Source organism: Pseudomonas sp. TE3786, assembly GCF_054057335.1.
Genome location: NZ_JBSRZF010000002.1, coordinates 1 through 16,379, shown reverse-complemented (window position 1 = coordinate 16,379; position 16,379 = coordinate 1). Strand labels below are relative to the sequence as shown.

The window sequence follows — 16,379 nt, the reverse complement described above, 5'->3', positions numbered from 1 at the left end:
TTCACCGGGCCCCGACTCGATTGGCAACCCGTAGTAATTACAGGTTGTTCAATGCTTCCGACAGTTGAGCTTCAGCTTCGCTGGCGCTCACTTGAACCGGCTTGCCGGCATCACGACGACGCTTACGCTCGCTGTGATAAGCCAGACCAGTACCGGCCGGAATCAGACGACCGACCACCACGTTCTCTTTCAGGCCGCGCAGGAAGTCACGCTTGCCGGTAACCGCAGCCTCAGTGAGGACACGGGTGGTTTCCTGGAAGGAAGCCGCCGAGATGAACGATTCGGTGGACAACGACGCCTTGGTGATACCCAACAGAACGCGGTCGAACTTGGAGATGAACTTATCTTCCGTGCTCAGACGCTCGTTCTCGCCCAGGACGTGGGTCAGCTCCATCTGGTCGCCCTTGATGAAACTGGAGTCGCCGGATTCGGTGATCTCAACTTTACGCAGCATCTGACGCAGGATGGTCTCGATGTGCTTGTCGTTGATCTTCACGCCCTGCAGGCGGTAAACGTCCTGGATCTCGTTGACGATGTACTTGGCCAGCGCGCTAACACCCAACAGACGCAGGATGTCGTGCGGATCGCTTGGACCGTCGGAGATAACTTCGCCGCGGTTCACTTGTTCGCCTTCGAAGACGTTCAGGTGACGCCACTTCGGAATCAGCTCCTCGTACGGATCGCTACCGTCGTTCGGGGTAATGACCAAACGGCGCTTGCCTTTGGTTTCTTTACCGAACGCGATGGTGCCGCTGACTTCAGCCAGGATCGAGGCTTCTTTCGGACGACGCGCTTCGAACAGGTCGGCAACACGCGGCAGACCACCGGTGATGTCGCGAGTTTTCGAAGTTTCTTGTGGAATACGAGCGATAACATCACCCACACCCACTTGCGCACCATCCGCCACACCGACCAGAGCGTTCGCCGGCAGGAAGTACTGAGCCGGTACGTCGGTACCTGGCAGCAGCAAGTCTTTGCCATCCACGCCAACCATCTTCACGGCAGGACGGATGTCTTTGCCGGCAGCAGGACGGTCTTTCGGATCCAGTACTTCAATGTTGGTCAAACCCGTCAATTCGTCAGTCTGACGCTTGATGGTGATGCCTTCTTCCATGCCCACGTAGGTCACGGTACCTTTCATTTCGGTAACGATCGGGTGGGTGTGCGGATCCCACTTGGCGACGATTGCGCCGGCATCCACTTTGTCGCCTTCCTTGACGGAAATAACGGCACCGTACGGCAGCTTGTAACGCTCACGCTCACGCCCGAATTCGTCGGCCAGCGCCAACTCACCGGAACGCGATACTGCAACCAGGTTGCCGTCAGCACGCTCAACGTGTTTCAGGTTATGCAGGCGGATTGTGCCGCCATTTTTAACCTGAATACTGTCAGCAGCGGAGGTCCGGCTTGCCGCACCACCGATGTGGAACGTACGCATGGTCAGCTGGGTACCTGGCTCACCGATCGACTGAGCAGCGATTACGCCGACAGCTTCACCGATGTTCACCTGGTGACCACGGGCCAGATCGCGGCCGTAGCACTTGGCGCAGATGCCATAACGGGTTTCGCAGCTGATTGGCGAGCGAACGATCACTTCGTCAATGCTGTTCAGTTCGATGAACTCAACCCACTGCTCGTCAACCAGAGTACCGGCCGGCACGATCACTTCTTCAGTGCCTGGCTTGAATACGTCACGGGCAATAACTCGACCCAGTACGCGCTCACCCAACGGCTCAACCACGTCACCGCCTTCAATGTGCGGTGTCATCAACAGACCGTGTTCAGTGCCGCAATCGACCTCGGTAACCACCAAGTCTTGCGCCACGTCTACCAGACGGCGAGTCAGATAACCGGAGTTCGCAGTTTTCAACGCGGTATCCGCGAGACCTTTACGAGCACCGTGAGTGGAGATGAAGTACTGCAGTACGCTCAGGCCTTCACGGAAGTTCGCGGTGATCGGCGTCTCAATGATCGAGCCGTCCGGCTTGGCCATCAGACCACGCATACCAGCCAGCTGACGAATCTGAGCTGCCGAACCCCGGGCACCGGAGTCAGCCATCATGTACATGGAGTTGAAGGACTCCTGATCCACTTCTTTGCCGTGACGGTCGATCACTTTCTCTTTCGAGAGGTTCGCCATCATCGCCTTCGACACTTCGTCGTTGGCCTTGGACCAGAGGTCGATCACCTTGTTGTACTTCTCGCCCTGGGTTACCAGGCCGGACGCGTACTGACTTTCGATTTCCTTAACTTCTTCGGTGGCCGCGTCAATGATGCGAGCCTTTTCATCAGGGATGACGAAGTCATTCACGCCGATGGAAACGCCGGAGATAGTCGAGTAGGCGAAGCCGGTGTACATCAGTTGGTCAGCGAAGATCACGGTGTCTTTCAAGCCAACGGTGCGATAGCACTGGTTGATCAGCTTGGAGATCGCTTTCTTCTTCATGGACTGGTTGACCACGTCATACGACAGACCGGCCGGTACCACTTGGAACAGCAGCGCGCGGCCGACAGTGGTGTCGACGATGCGGGTGTTCTTGGTGATGCTGCCATCGCGGTCTTTGATGACCTCGTTGATACGCACCTTAACTTTAGCGTGCAGCGCTGCTTCGCCGGCGCGGAATACGCGGTCGACTTCCTGCAGATCAGCAAACACACGACCTTCGCCTTTGGCGTTGATCGCTTCACGGGTCATGTAATACAGACCCAGTACAACGTCCTGCGACGGAACGATGATTGGCTCACCGTTGGCTGGCGACAGAATGTTGTTGGTCGACATCATCAACGCGCGCGCTTCCAACTGGGCTTCCAGTGTCAGCGGTACGTGCACGGCCATTTGGTCGCCGTCGAAGTCGGCATTGTACGCGGCGCAGACCAGCGGGTGCAGCTGAATAGCCTTACCTTCGATCAGAACCGGCTCAAACGCCTGGATACCCAGACGGTGAAGGGTCGGTGCACGGTTGAGGAGTACGGGGTGTTCGCGAATCACTTCAGCGAGAACGTCCCAAACTTCTGGCAGCTCACGCTCAACCATTTTCTTGGCGGCTTTGATGGTGGTGGCCAGGCCACGCATTTCCAACTTGCCGAAAATGAACGGTTTGAACAGCTCGAGGGCCATCTTCTTCGGCAGACCGCACTGATGCAGACGCAGAGTCGGGCCTACGGTAATAACGGAACGACCGGAGTAGTCCACGCGCTTACCGAGCAAGTTCTGACGGAAACGACCCTGCTTACCCTTGATCATGTCGGCCAAGGATTTCAGCGGACGCTTGTTCGAGCCAGTGATGGCGCGACCGCGACGGCCGTTGTCGAGCAAGGCGTCGACCGCTTCCTGCAGCATGCGCTTTTCGTTGCGCACGATGATGTCCGGGGCGGACAGATCGAGCAGGCGCTTCAGACGGTTGTTACGGTTGATCACTCGACGATACAGATCGTTGAGGTCGGAAGTCGCGAAACGACCACCATCCAACGGCACCAACGGACGCAGATCTGGCGGCAGAACCGGCAGAACGGTCAGCACCATCCACTCTGGGTGGTTGCCGGAACCCTGGAAGGCTTCCATCAGCTTCAGACGCTTGGACAGCTTCTTGATCTTGGTTTCCGAGTTGGTTTGCGGAATCTCTTCGCGCAGACGGCCAATCTCGTGCTCCAGATCGATAGCGCTCAGCAGCTCGCGAACAGCCTCGGCACCCATGCGGGCGTCGAAGTCGTCACCGAACTCTTCGATGGCTTCGAAGTACTGCTCGTCGTTCAGCAACTGCCCCTTTTCCAGGGTGGTCATGCCTGGATCGATAACGACATAGCTCTCGAAGTAGAGAACGCGCTCGATATCACGCAGGGTCATGTCCAGCAACAGGCCGATACGGGACGGCAGCGACTTGAGGAACCAGATGTGGGCAACCGGCGAAGCCAGCTCGATGTGCGCCATGCGCTCACGACGAACCTTGGCCAGGGCGACTTCAACGCCGCACTTCTCGCAGATCACACCGCGGTGTTTCAGGCGCTTGTACTTACCGCACAGGCACTCGTAGTCCTTTACTGGGCCAAAGATCTTGGCGCAGAACAGGCCGTCACGCTCAGGTTTGAACGTACGGTAGTTGATGGTTTCCGGCTTTTTAACTTCACCGAAGGACCACGAACGGATCATCTCTGGCGATGCCAACCCAATACGGATGGCATCGAACTCTTCGACTTGACCCTGGTTTTTCAGCAAATTCAGTAGGTCTTTCAAGGCCTTTCCTCCTGGCGGAGCAAGGAGCGGGCTCTACAGCCCCGCTCCCATTGCGCTTCGTGTTATTCGGTTTCCAGATCGATATCGATACCGAGCGAACGGATTTCTTTGATCAACACGTTGAAGGACTCGGGCATGCCCGGCTCCATGCGGTGATCACCGTCCACGATGTTTTTGTACATCTTGGTACGGCCGTTCACGTCATCCGACTTAACGGTCAGCATTTCCTGCAGGGTGTACGCGGCGCCGTATGCTTCCAACGCCCAAACTTCCATTTCCCCGAAGCGCTGACCACCGAACTGCGCCTTACCACCCAGCGGCTGCTGGGTAACCAGGCTGTAGGAACCGGTAGAACGAGCGTGCATCTTGTCGTCCACCAGGTGGTTCAGTTTCAGCATGTACATGTAGCCAACGGTCACATGACGCTCGAACTGGTTACCGGTGCGGCCGTCGAACAGCTGCATCTGGCCGCTTTCTGGCAAATCTGCCAGTTTCAGCATGGCCTTGATTTCGCTTTCCTTGGCACCGTCAAATACCGGAGTTGCCATCGGCACACCGCCACGCAGGTTCTTCGCCAGGTCGAGAATCTCTTGGTCAGACAGGTCTGCCAGAGTTTCTTGACGGCCACCGATCTCGTTATAGATCTGGTGCAGGAACTTACGCAGTTCAGCAACCTTGCGCTGCTCTTCGAGCATGCGGTTGATCTTCTCGCCCAGCCCCTTGGCCGCGAGGCCCAGGTGGGTTTCAAGGATCTGACCGACGTTCATACGCGAAGGTACGCCCAGCGGGTTGAGAACGATGTCGACCGGGGTGCCATAGGCATCGTGCGGCATGTCTTCAACCGGCATGATCACGGAGACCACACCCTTGTTACCGTGACGACCGGCCATCTTGTCGCCCGGCTGGATGCGACGACGGATTGCCAGGTAAACCTTGACGATCTTCAGCACGCCTGGAGCCAGGTCATCGCCTTGCTGCAGTTTGCGCTTCTTGTCTTCGAACTTGTCGTCGAGCAGCTGACGGCGATCAACGATGTAGGCCTGCGCTTTCTCAAGCTGCTCGTTCAGAGCATCTTCAGCCATACGCAGCTTGAACCACTGACCACGCTCGAGGCCATCGAGGAACTCATCGGTGATCTCGGCGCCTTTCTTCAGACCGGCACCGCCTTCGGCTTTCTTGCCAACCAGAGCGGAACGCAGACGTTCGAAGGTTGCACCTTCAACAATGCGGAACTCCTCGTTGAGGTCCTTACGGATCTCGTCGAGTTGCATCTTCTCGATCGACAGCGCACGAGCATCACGCTCAACGCCATCACGGGTGAAGACCTGCACGTCGATAACAGTACCTTTGGTACCGGTCGGTACGCGCAGGGACGTGTCTTTAACGTCGGAAGCCTTCTCACCGAAGATTGCACGCAGCAACTTCTCTTCTGGGGTCAGTTGGGTCTCGCCTTTCGGAGTGACCTTGCCCACCAGAATGTCGCCAGCGCCAACTTCAGCACCCACGTAAACGATACCGGCCTCGTCCAGCTTGTTCAGCGCAGCTTCGCCCACGTTCGGAATGTCCGAAGTGATTTCTTCTGGCCCAAGCTTGGTGTCACGCGCCACACAGGTCAGTTCCTGAATGTGGATCGTGGTGAAACGGTCTTCCTGAACCACACGCTCCGACAGGAGGATGGAGTCTTCGAAGTTGTAACCGTTCCAGGCCATGAACGCGATGCGCATGTTCTGACCCAGAGCCAGCTCACCCATGTCGGTGGACGGACCATCAGCCAGGATGTCGCTGCGCTCAACCTTGTCACCTTTGCTCACCAGCGGACGCTGGTTGATGCAGGTGTTCTGGTTCGAACGGGTGTATTTGGTCAGGTTGTAGATGTCGACACCGGCTTCGCCAGTTTCAACTTCGTCATCCGCAACACGAACCACGATACGGCTGGCGTCGACGGAGTCGATCACGCCGCCACGACGCGCTACGACGCAAACGCCGGAGTCGCGCGCAACGTTGCGCTCCATGCCGGTACCAACCAGCGGCTTGTCCGAACGCAGAGTCGGAACAGCCTGACGCTGCATGTTCGAACCCATCAACGCACGGTTGGCGTCGTCGTGCTCGAGGAACGGAATCAACGAAGCGGCGACGGACACAACCTGCTTCGGCGAAACGTCCATCAGCGTGACGTCTTCCGGCACCTTGACGGTGAACTCGTTCAAGTGACGAACAGCTACCAGCTCGTCGACCAGCTGACCTTTCTGGTTCATCGTTGCCGATGCCTGAGCGATCACGTGGTCTGCCTCTTCGATAGCCGAGAGGAACACGATTTCGTCAGTAACCAGAGTGTCCTTCACCACACGGTACGGGCTTTCCAGGAAGCCGTACTGGTTGGTGCGGGCATAGGCTGCCAGGGAGTTGATCAGACCGATGTTCGGACCTTCCGGCGTTTCGATCGGGCATACGCGACCGTAGTGGGTCGGGTGTACGTCACGAACTTCGAAGCCTGCGCGCTCACGAGTCAAACCACCCGGGCCGAGTGCAGAAACACGGCGTTTGTGGGTGATCTCGGACAGCGGGTTGTTCTGGTCCATAAACTGCGAGAGCTGGCTGGAACCGAAGAACTCTTTCACCGCGGCAGCCACTGGCTTGGCGTTGATCAGATCTTGCGGCATCAGGCCTTCGCTTTCAGCCATCGACAGACGCTCTTTGACCGCACGCTCTACACGCACCAGGCCAACGCGGAACTGGTTCTCGGCCATCTCGCCAACACAACGCACGCGACGGTTACCCAGGTGGTCGATGTCATCGACGATGCCTTTGCCGTTACGGATGTCGACCAAGGTCTTGAGAACTTCGACGATGTCTTCCTTGCTCAACACGCCCGAACCTTCGATCTCGGTACGACCGATACGCCGGTTGAACTTCATGCGACCTACAGCAGACAGGTCGTAGCGCTCGGCGCTGAAGAACAGGTTGTTGAACAGGGTCTCGGCAGCATCCTTGGTAGGTGGCTCGCCTGGACGCATCATGCGATAGATCTCGACCAGCGCTTCCAATTGATTGGTAGTGCCGTCGATTTTCAGGGTGTCGGAGATGAACGGACCGCAGTCGATGTCGTTGGTGTACAACGTTTCGATACGCACGACCTGAGCCTTGGCGATTTTTGCCAGGATTTCAGTGTTCAGCTCGGTATTGCACTCAGCCAGGATTTCACCAGTAGCCGGGTGAACAATCGCCTTGGCACTGGTACGACCAATGACGTAGTCCAGCGGCACTTCCAGGGTCTTGATCCCGGATTTGTCCAACTGATTGATGTGGCGCGCGGTAATACGGCGGCCTTGCTCAACGATGACCTTGCCCTTCTCGTCTTTGATATCGAGAACAGCAATTTCGCCACGCAGACGATGCGGTACCAGTTCCAGGCTGAGATTCTCACCCTGGACATGGAACACGTTAGTCTCGTAGAACGCATCGAGCACTTGCTCAGTGGTGTAACCCAGCGCGCGCAGCAGTACGGACGCCGGCAGCTTGCGGCGACGGTCGATACGTACGAATACCGCGTCTTTCGGGTCGAACTCGAAGTCCAACCACGAACCGCGGTAAGGAATGATGCGCGCGGAGTACAGCAGCTTGCCCGAGCTGTGAGTCTTGCCACGGTCGTGGTCGAAGAACACGCCTGGGGAGCGGTGCAGCTGGGAAACGATGACGCGCTCGGTACCGTTGATAACGAAGGTACCGTTCTCGGTCATCAGGGGGATTTCCCCCATGTAAACTTCTTGCTCTTTGATGTCCTTGATCGCTTTGTTCGACGATTCCTTATCGAAAATGATCAGACGGACTTTTACCCGCAGCGGCACGGCGAATGTCACGCCACGCAGCACGCACTCTTTCACATCAAAGGCCGGTTCGCCCAGGCGATAACCGACATATTCCAGAGCAGCATTGCCGGAATAGCTGATAATCGGGAAAACGGACTTGAAGGCCGCATGCAGGCCGATGTCGCGGAACTGATCCTTTGTAGCTCCCGCCTGCAGGAATTCGCGATACGAATCCAGCTGGATGGCCAGGAGATAAGGCACATCCATGACATCCGGCAACTTGCTAAAGTCCTTGCGGATACGTTTTTTCTCAGTATATGAGTAAGCCATCAGCGTTCCCCAGCTTGGTCACCTGCTTATTTGGCTCCTCCCGACGGGAGCAGCCAGAAAATCTTGCAAACTCTCGGTTTGCGCCACCCCTCGGGGCGGTTACTGCTTCAGCTACAGGCCAACCCTCGAAGGTCGGCCTATAACGGAAAAAGGCCGGTGGCAAAAGCCACCAGCCATCAGCCTTTCGCTCAACGCTTGGGCTGTAGACGCAAGGTCGTCGCTTACTTGAGCTCGACTTTGGCGCCTGCTTCTTCCAGGGCTTTCTTAGCAGCTTCAGCTTCGTCTTTCGACACAGCTTCTTTGACGATGCCAGGAGCGCTGTCAACAACGGCTTTAGCTTCTTTCAGACCCAGACCGGTCAGTTCACGAACGACCTTGATCACGTTTACTTTCTTCTCGCCGGATTCAAGCAGCATTACGTTGAATTCGGTTTGCTCTTCAGCAACAGCAGCTGGGCCAGCAGCTGGGCCAGCGGAAGCAGCAGCAGCGCTAACGCCGAACTTCTCTTCCATTGCTTTGATCAGCTCAACGATTTCCAGAACGGATTTCTCGCCGATTGCGTCGATGATTTCTTGATTAGACAGAGCCATGACTCTAATTCCTGTATTGGGGTGACAGCCTACGCGGCCATCGAAATAAACAATAAACGCGAAAGGAGATGCTCAGCCTCAGGCTGCGGCAGCTTCTTTCTGGTCGCGAAGGGCCGCCAGAGTACGAGCCAATTTGCTGGTAGCGCCTTGAATCACGCTCATCAGCTGAGAAATTGCTTCGTCACGGGTCGGCAGGCTTGCCAGTACGTCGATCTGATTAGCTGCGAGGAACTTGCCCTCGAACGCAGCTGCCTTGATCTCGAACTTATCCTGACCTTTGGCGAACTCTTTGAACAAACGGGCAGCAGCGCCAGGATGTTCGTTCGAGAATGCAACCAGGGTCGGGCCAGTGAACACGTCGTTGAGCACGTCATATTGAGTGCCGGCAACAGCGCGCTTGAGCAGGGTGTTACGTACAACACGTACGTAAACGCCAGCTTCACGAGCCTCTTTACGGAGTCCGGTCATTGCGCCTACTGTCACACCACGGGCATCAGCCACGACAGCGGACAGAGCGACTTTGGCAGCCTCGTTGACTTCAGCGACGATGGCCTTCTTGTCTTCGAGTTTAATTGCCACGGGTTAACTCCTGCTTGTTACGTTTCATCCAACCGAAGCCGGATGTCGTTTGGTGTCAGATTCCGTAAGGAACCGGGAGCACCATCTGCGTAGGCTTGAGGTTTAAGACTTGCGTCGCCTACGGTCTTGGATAGCCCCCGCCAGGCAGGGACCCCAATCTTTCAACAGTCGGAACAATCGCTTGCTCCAGCTGATTTGTCTTACGCGTCGAGCGAGCTCTGATCGATAACCAGACCTGGGCCCATAGTGGTGCTCAGGGTTACGCGCTTAACGTAGATACCTTTCGAGGAAGCTGGCTTGATGCGCTTCAGATCAGCGATCAGGGCTTCAACGTTTTCCTTCAGCTTGATGGCGTCGAAGCCAACTTTGCCGACGGAAGTGTGGATGATGCCGTTTTTGTCGGTGCGATAACGAACCTGACCAGCCTTGGCGTTTTTCACGGCAGTGGCTACGTCCGGAGTTACGGTACCGACTTTCGGGTTAGGCATCAGGCCACGTGGACCGAGAATCTGACCCAGCTGGCCGACAACGCGCATGGCGTCCGGGGAAGCGATCACTACGTCGTAGTTCAGCTCGCCAGCTTTCATTTCAGCAGCCAGTTCGTCCATACCTACGCGGTCAGCGCCGGCGGCCAGAGCAGCTTCAGCAGCCGGACCCTGGGTGAACACAGCAACGCGTACGGTTTTACCGGTGCCGTGCGGCAGAACGGTAGCGCTACGTACGACCTGGTCGGATTTACGTGGGTCAACGCCCAGGTTCACAGCGACGTCGAACGATTCGGTGAACTTAACTTTCGACAGCTCAGCCAGCAGAGTGGCCGCTTCTTCGAAGCCGTAGGACTTGCCAGCAACGATTTTCTCGCCGATAGCCTTTTGGCGCTTGGTCAACTTAGCCATCACACACCCTCCACGTTGAGGCCCATGCTGCGAGCAGAACCGGCGATAGTACGCACGGCTGCATCCATATCAGCAGCGGTCAGATCAGCCTGTTTGGTTTTGGCGATCTCTTCGAGCTGAGCACGGGTAACGGTGCCAACTTTGACGCTGTTCGGGCGAGCCGAACCGCTAGTCAGACCAGCAGCTTTCTTCAGCAGAACCGAAGCAGGGGTGCTTTTGGTTTCAAAGGTGAAGCTACGGTCGCTATAAACAGTGATGATCACTGGAGTCGGCAGACCAGGTTCCATGCCTTGGGTCTTGGCGTTGAACGCCTTGCAGAATTCCATGATGTTCACGCCATGCTGACCGAGAGCCGGGCCGACGGGCGGGCTCGGGTTGGCTTGTGCAGCCTTTACTTGCAGCTTGATATAAGCCGTGATTTTCTTAGCCATTAGCTACTCCAGTTCGGGTTCTAGCGCCTTGCGGCTCCCCGGGTTACTTACGTGTTTATCCCAGTGACGACAAAACCCCGCAGCCTAAGGCTGCGGGGTACGGGATGCTTTGTCAGTTATGCCTTTTCGACCTGACTAAACTCCAGCTCAACCGGGGTGGAGCGACCAAAAATAGTCACAGCCACCTGAATCCGGCTTTTCTCATAGTTCACTTCTTCGACAACACCGCTGAAGTCAGCGAAAGGACCGTCAATTACGCGGACCATCTCACCTGGCTCAAACAGGGTTTTCGGCTTCGGCTTGTCACTACCATCAGCAACGCGACGCAGAATTGCATCAGCCTCTTTATCAGTGATTGGCGCTGGCTTATCGGCGGTACCGCCGATGAAACCCATAACGCGAGGCGTATCCTTGACCAAGTGCCAAGTGCCTTCGTTCATGTCCATCTGCACCAGAACATAACCGGGGAAGAACTTGCGTTCACTTTTGCGCTTCTGGCCATTACGCATCTCAACCACTTCTTCAGTGGGGACCAGAATCTCGCCGAACCCATCTTCCATGCCGGCCAGCTTGACGCGCTCAATCAGAGAGCGCATTACATGCTTCTCGTAACCCGAGTAAGCATGCACAACGTACCAACGCTTAGCCACGGGACACCTTCAACCAACAATCATGGAAACAAGCCAGCCTAGCAGGGAGTCAAGCCCCCACAGCAACAACGCCATCACCAGCACAACAGCCACGACGATAAGCGTGGTTTGCGTGGTTTCCTGACGAGTTGGCCAAACGACTTTGCGAATTTCAACCCGAGCCTCTTTAGCGAGCCCGAAAAATGCCTGCCCCCTAGATGTTTGCAGACCAACAAATGCAGCCACAGCCGCAAGAGCCAGCAAACCCAGGACACGGTACAGAATCGGCTCACCAGAGAAGAACTGATTGCCAACCACGCCAACCACCACCAAAGTAGCGACAACAAGCCACTTGAGCAGATCAAAGCGCGATTCTTTGGCTTCAGCCTTAACAGTCATTTACGAGGATCCTGTGAAAGACGTGCCAGTTTTAACTTCTTGGTAAAACTGGCAGGTCAGGAGGGAATCGAACCCCCAACCTACGGTTTTGGAGACCGTCGCTCTGCCAATTGAGCTACTGACCTAAAACAAAATCAGGCCGACCATTATGCCGGCCTGATGGGGACTTATCAACGATTACTCGATGATTTTGGCAACAACGCCGGCACCAACGGTACGGCCGCCTTCGCGAATCGCGAAACGCAGACCATCTTCCATGGCGATCGACTTGATCAAGGTAACAACCATCTTGATGTTGTCGCCCGGCATTACCATCTCAACGCCTTCCGGCAGCTCACAGCTACCAGTTACGTCGGTAGTACGGAAGTAGAACTGAGGGCGGTAGCCTTTGAAGAACGGGGTGTGACGACCACCTTCGTCTTTGCTCAGGATGTAAACCTCAGCTTCGAACTTGGTGTGCGGCTTAACCGAACCCGGCTTGGCCAGTACCTGACCACGCTCAACGTCTTCACGCTTGGTACCACGCAGCAGAACGCCGCAGTTCTCGCCAGCACGACCTTCGTCGAGCAGCTTGCGGAACATTTCAACGCCGGTGCAGGTAGTCTGAGTAGTATCACGCAGACCTACGATTTCCAGAGCCTCTTGAACCTTGACGATACCGCGCTCGATACGACCGGTAACCACAGTACCGCGACCGGAGATCGAGAATACGTCTTCGATTGGCATCAGGAATGGCTTGTCGATAACGCGGACCGGCTCAGGAATGTAGCTATCCAGAGTCTCTACCAGCTTCTTAACAGCGGTAGTGCCCATTTCGTTGTCGTCTTGGCCGTTCAGAGCCATCAGAGCCGAACCGATGATGATCGGAGTGTCGTCGCCTGGGAACTCGTAAGTGCTCAGCAGGTCGCGAACTTCCATCTCAACCAGTTCCAGCAGCTCTGCGTCATCCACCATGTCAGCCTTGTTCAGGAAGACAACGATGTAAGGAACGCCAACCTGACGGGACAGCAGGATGTGCTCACGAGTTTGCGGCATCGGACCATCAGCGGCCGAGCAAACCAGGATAGCGCCGTCCATCTGAGCAGCACCGGTGATCATGTTTTTTACGTAGTCGGCGTGACCTGGGCAGTCAACGTGCGCGTAGTGACGCACAGCCGAATCGTATTCAACGTGAGCGGTATTGATGGTGATACCACGAGCTTTTTCTTCCGGGGCGCTATCGATCTTGTCGAAGTCAACGCGAGCCGAACCGAAAACCTCGGAGCAAACACGGGTCAGAGCAGCGGTCAGAGTGGTTTTACCGTGGTCAACGTGACCGATGGTGCCAACGTTGACGTGCGGTTTGTTCCGTTCAAACTTTTCTTTAGCCATCAGAGCGTCTCCCATCGATTAAGTGCGCGAACCACGCGACCATTAAAACAAAGGCAGATATCTGCATATCTGCCTTCTTAATAATGGAGCTCTTGAGCGGATTCGAACCGCTGACCTCACCCTTACCAAGGGTGTGCTCTACCAACTGAGCTACAAGAGCGAACTCTTTTTACACAAACCACAAACATGGAGCGGGTAGCGGGAATCGAACCCGCACCATCAGCTTGGAAGGCTGAGGTTCTACCGTTGAACTATACCCGCGGAGCTTGCAGCTCACGCTAAATATGGTGGAGGGGGAAGGATTCGAACCTTCGAAACTCGCGTGTCAGATTTACAGTCTGATCCCTTTGGCCACTCGGGAACCCCTCCAAAGTGAGGCGGCATTCTCTTCGTATGCCACCCTGCTGTCAAGCAATTCCTCATAAAAAACTTGAGGTTAGCGCAATCGACAACAACTTTTCAGATTCACCCCAAGAGCAACCCTGCAAAGCGGGCGCTATTCTATTCAAACTAATTCGACGATGCAACGCTTTCGCATGGCATTAATTGATGTTGTAAGCCATTGAAGTCTCGAGCCAAGGATTGCAGCAGCGAATCGTCAGCCAGGCGGCGACTTTCAGGTGCGATACGCACCCAGAAATTGCGATGCGCCCTCGGTAATTCACGCATTTGCGGCTCATAACCCACCTCGCGTAAACGCTGCATAACGCTTTCCGCTGATTCACTGCGCGGAAACATTCCCAGCGAAATCCCGTTGGAAAGGTCACCAGTGGTAATGATGTAGCTGTCGATTTTTCGAGCCTGCAGCTCTTTAAGTTGCCGCAGCGACGCCTGACGAGAAGCAAGAGGTGGTAGATAAACCCAGTAATCCAACCCTGCCGGGGCATCTACAACTCTTACTTGAGACTGGATATCTAAAGTGATCAGGCGCTGCTCTACCAATTTGGCAGCTTCCTCCTGGTCGAAACCACCTAAAAACATGCACACCTCAGAGGAGCCTGCTGCCGCCTCTACGGGATGCTCGCGTCGACTTTGCGCGCCGCCAGACTCACTCAACAGCCGAATATCCTGGCGCACCTCCTGATGCAAGGATAACGGTGCCACCTCTTTAGCCCGCAGCGGTGCCTGCTGTTGGTGCCAAACGTAATAGAAGAGATTCAAAACAAGAAAAAGCAGGAACAACCAACGCATAACGACCTCAAGGCAAAGGACACGCGATAGCCAAACCGATAAAGATCAGATCAGGCATCACGCGCGCGGCGGGCAGGATTTCTTCCACGGAGCCAGCATCCCCTCCTGTGAGAAACACTTCAAAGGACTCCCCCCAATACTCTCGAGCAAGCTCCAGCTGGGTTTGCACAAAGCCACGGAGCATCAACGAACACCCTCTCTCGACAGCCTCGACAGTGGAACGACCCGGCGAGAGCGCTTGCAGCGCCTTCTCCGCCGCATCATCGTCATAGCGAATTCGTCGAGTGTGGGTGCGCAACTGATTGCGCATGAGCGGCACACCTGGGCAGATGAAGCCACCAAGATGATTACCATCTACCGCAACAAAATCCGATGTCACCGCCGTACCAAGGTCAAGCACCAGGCACGCCTTCCCCGCCAATTGGTAGGCGGCCAGTATAGCGAGCCACCTATCCAACCCAAGGCGCTGGTAATCGCTGTAACCGTTACGGACGCCCGCCACAATCTCGGCGGAGCGAGCGCACATCGAAGCAATGCCAAAGCGCTCGCGCAAAAGATCCACGAGCGCCGATGTTTCTTCATCGCTACGCACACTCACCAGACGCGCCGCGCGCAAGGCCAGCGCAGGTATAGCGAAAAGATCTGCCAGCAATTCCTCGGCCGAGCCAACTACACCGCCACCCACGACGAGCGATTGCGTGCCGAGCACCCGCCACTTGATAAAGCTGTTTCCGCAGTCGAGCTCAAGAATCATCGCGCAGCCTCAAACTAAGCTCTCCACCACTGTACTGGCGCTCCTCACCATTCACCAAAAGCCGTAACGCTCCTCGAGAATCGATCCCCAGCACGTGTCCATCAATGTATTGCGCGCCCGCAGAGAGACGAACATCTCTTCCCTGCCAAAGATGAGCAGCCTCCCACTCGGCGCTAAGCACCTGAAAACCATGCTGCCGGTGCAGATAGAGATAACGATTGAGGTGGGCGCTCAAGCTATTGATAAGCGCATTTCGATCAACCAAGCCACCAACCTCGTTGCGCATGGAAGTCCATGGCTGATCGATCAGTTCCTCACGGCGCATATTGGCGTTGATGCCCACACCTATCACTACATGGCAAACGTCTGCCGGATCACCCGTTATTTCTAACAGTATTCCGGCAATTTTCCGCCCTGCAACCAAGAGGTCGTTCGGCCACTTCAACCCAACGTTCGCCACACCCAACTCCCGTATAGCCGCCAGCACTGCCAGCCCGACCACCAAGCTCAGACCGTCCAACTGGCTCGCCCCTCCTTCGACACGCAGCAGCAAGCTGTAATAGATGTTTTCCCCAAAGGGACTTATCCACTGACGCCCACGGCGACCGCGGCCTGCTGTTTGTCGCTCAGCTACGACAAAAAAAGGTGGCTTCTCACCGTTTTCTAAAAAGCGAAGGGCCGCTGCATTGGTTGAGTCAACACTCTCCAACACGTGCACTTGCCAGCCACCTGGATTACCCAGCAGTTTTTCAGCCTCAAGCAGCACCATTGGATCCGCCAGACAGTAGCCTCGCCCACGCACCTTATGGACCGACAAACCAGAGGAATCCTCAATCTCCTGCAACTGCTTCCATACAGCCGCACGACTGACGCCCAGGATTGCACCAAGCGCCTCACCCGAATGAAATCGTCCATCTTGTAGAAGCGCCAATAACTTCAGCATTTGCGATCGCCAAATCAAGAGGCACGCATCATAGCGGCGCACTCGTTCATTTCATAGAAAGCATCTCCGACAAGACACAGGGCTATTTGCTGTTATCAAGGATGCCCATTCGCGACGGAAGCCCCCATGAGAGCAACTTTTTCGCGGACAAAAACAAACCCCCTACCCGTTTTCACGGATAGGGGGTTTGGAATTTAAGCTTGACGATGACCTACTCTCACATGGGGAA

Annotated in this window: 12 protein-coding genes and 4 tRNA genes; all 16 read right to left on the bottom strand. The window is 55.8% G+C overall.

Translation table 11 applies throughout. The annotated features are described in order from the left end of the window. Positions 1-37: 37 nt before the first annotated feature. The gene (gene rpoC, locus ACVW0Y_RS02435) at positions 38-4,231 is read right to left on the bottom strand and encodes a DNA-directed RNA polymerase subunit beta' (protein ID WP_457435846.1); all 4,194 of its coding nucleotides are present in this window, start codon (positions 4,229-4,231) and stop codon (positions 38-40) included. A 62-nt stretch (positions 4,232-4,293) separates the two neighbouring features. After that, positions 4,294-8,367 (bottom strand): DNA-directed RNA polymerase subunit beta, encoded by a 4,074-nt coding sequence (rpoB, locus tag ACVW0Y_RS02430; RefSeq protein WP_457435844.1) that lies wholly within the window; start codon positions 8,365-8,367, stop codon positions 4,294-4,296. Between the two features lie 221 nt (positions 8,368-8,588). Beyond that, on the bottom strand, positions 8,589-8,957 hold the full coding sequence (gene rplL / locus ACVW0Y_RS02425; RefSeq protein ID WP_457435842.1) for a 50S ribosomal protein L7/L12: 369 nt from the start codon (positions 8,955-8,957) through the stop codon (positions 8,589-8,591). A gap of 78 nt (positions 8,958-9,035) precedes the next feature. Then, positions 9,036-9,536, bottom strand: a complete 501-nt coding sequence (gene rplJ / locus ACVW0Y_RS02420) for a 50S ribosomal protein L10 (RefSeq protein WP_108096540.1) — start codon at positions 9,534-9,536, stop codon at positions 9,036-9,038. Positions 9,537-9,736: 200 nt separating this feature from the next. Then, entirely contained in the window at positions 9,737-10,432 is a 696-nt protein-coding gene (rplA, locus tag ACVW0Y_RS02415; RefSeq protein ID WP_457435841.1) for a 50S ribosomal protein L1, read from the bottom strand. Then, positions 10,432-10,863: a 50S ribosomal protein L11 gene (gene rplK, locus ACVW0Y_RS02410; RefSeq protein ID WP_108096542.1), complete on the bottom strand. Its 432-nt coding sequence runs from the start codon at positions 10,861-10,863 to the stop codon at positions 10,432-10,434. The genes rplA and rplK overlap by 1 nt, the downstream gene beginning before the upstream one ends. Before the next feature lie 116 nt (positions 10,864-10,979). Further along, on the bottom strand, positions 10,980-11,513 hold the full coding sequence (gene nusG, locus ACVW0Y_RS02405; RefSeq protein ID WP_108096543.1) for a transcription termination/antitermination protein NusG: 534 nt from the start codon (positions 11,511-11,513) through the stop codon (positions 10,980-10,982). Positions 11,514-11,522: 9 nt separating this feature from the next. After that, positions 11,523-11,891 (bottom strand): preprotein translocase subunit SecE, encoded by a 369-nt coding sequence (gene secE, locus ACVW0Y_RS02400; protein WP_457435840.1) that lies wholly within the window; start codon positions 11,889-11,891, stop codon positions 11,523-11,525. A gap of 49 nt (positions 11,892-11,940) precedes the next feature. Beyond that, a tRNA-Trp gene (locus ACVW0Y_RS02395) sits at positions 11,941-12,016 on the bottom strand. 52 nt (positions 12,017-12,068) lie between these two features. Next, positions 12,069-13,262: an elongation factor Tu gene (tuf, locus tag ACVW0Y_RS02390; RefSeq protein WP_108096535.1), complete on the bottom strand. Its 1,194-nt coding sequence runs from the start codon at positions 13,260-13,262 to the stop codon at positions 12,069-12,071. 84 nt (positions 13,263-13,346) lie between these two features. After that, positions 13,347-13,422, bottom strand: a tRNA-Thr gene (locus ACVW0Y_RS02385). A gap of 27 nt (positions 13,423-13,449) precedes the next feature. Continuing rightward, positions 13,450-13,523 (bottom strand) — tRNA-Gly (locus ACVW0Y_RS02380). Positions 13,524-13,547: 24 nt separating this feature from the next. Next, positions 13,548-13,631 (bottom strand) — tRNA-Tyr (locus ACVW0Y_RS02375). Positions 13,632-13,772: 141 nt separating this feature from the next. Then, positions 13,773-14,453, bottom strand: a complete 681-nt coding sequence (locus ACVW0Y_RS02370; RefSeq protein WP_457435839.1) for an SPOR domain-containing protein — start codon at positions 14,451-14,453, stop codon at positions 13,773-13,775. A gap of 7 nt (positions 14,454-14,460) precedes the next feature. Next, the gene (locus ACVW0Y_RS02365) at positions 14,461-15,207 is read right to left on the bottom strand and encodes a pantothenate kinase (protein ID WP_457435838.1); all 747 of its coding nucleotides are present in this window, start codon (positions 15,205-15,207) and stop codon (positions 14,461-14,463) included. Beyond that, positions 15,197-16,150, bottom strand: a complete 954-nt coding sequence (gene birA, locus ACVW0Y_RS02360) for a bifunctional biotin--[acetyl-CoA-carboxylase] ligase/biotin operon repressor BirA (protein ID WP_457435837.1) — start codon at positions 16,148-16,150, stop codon at positions 15,197-15,199. Before birA ends, ACVW0Y_RS02365 begins: the two co-directional genes overlap by 11 nt. Positions 16,151-16,379: the final 229 nt, after the last annotated feature.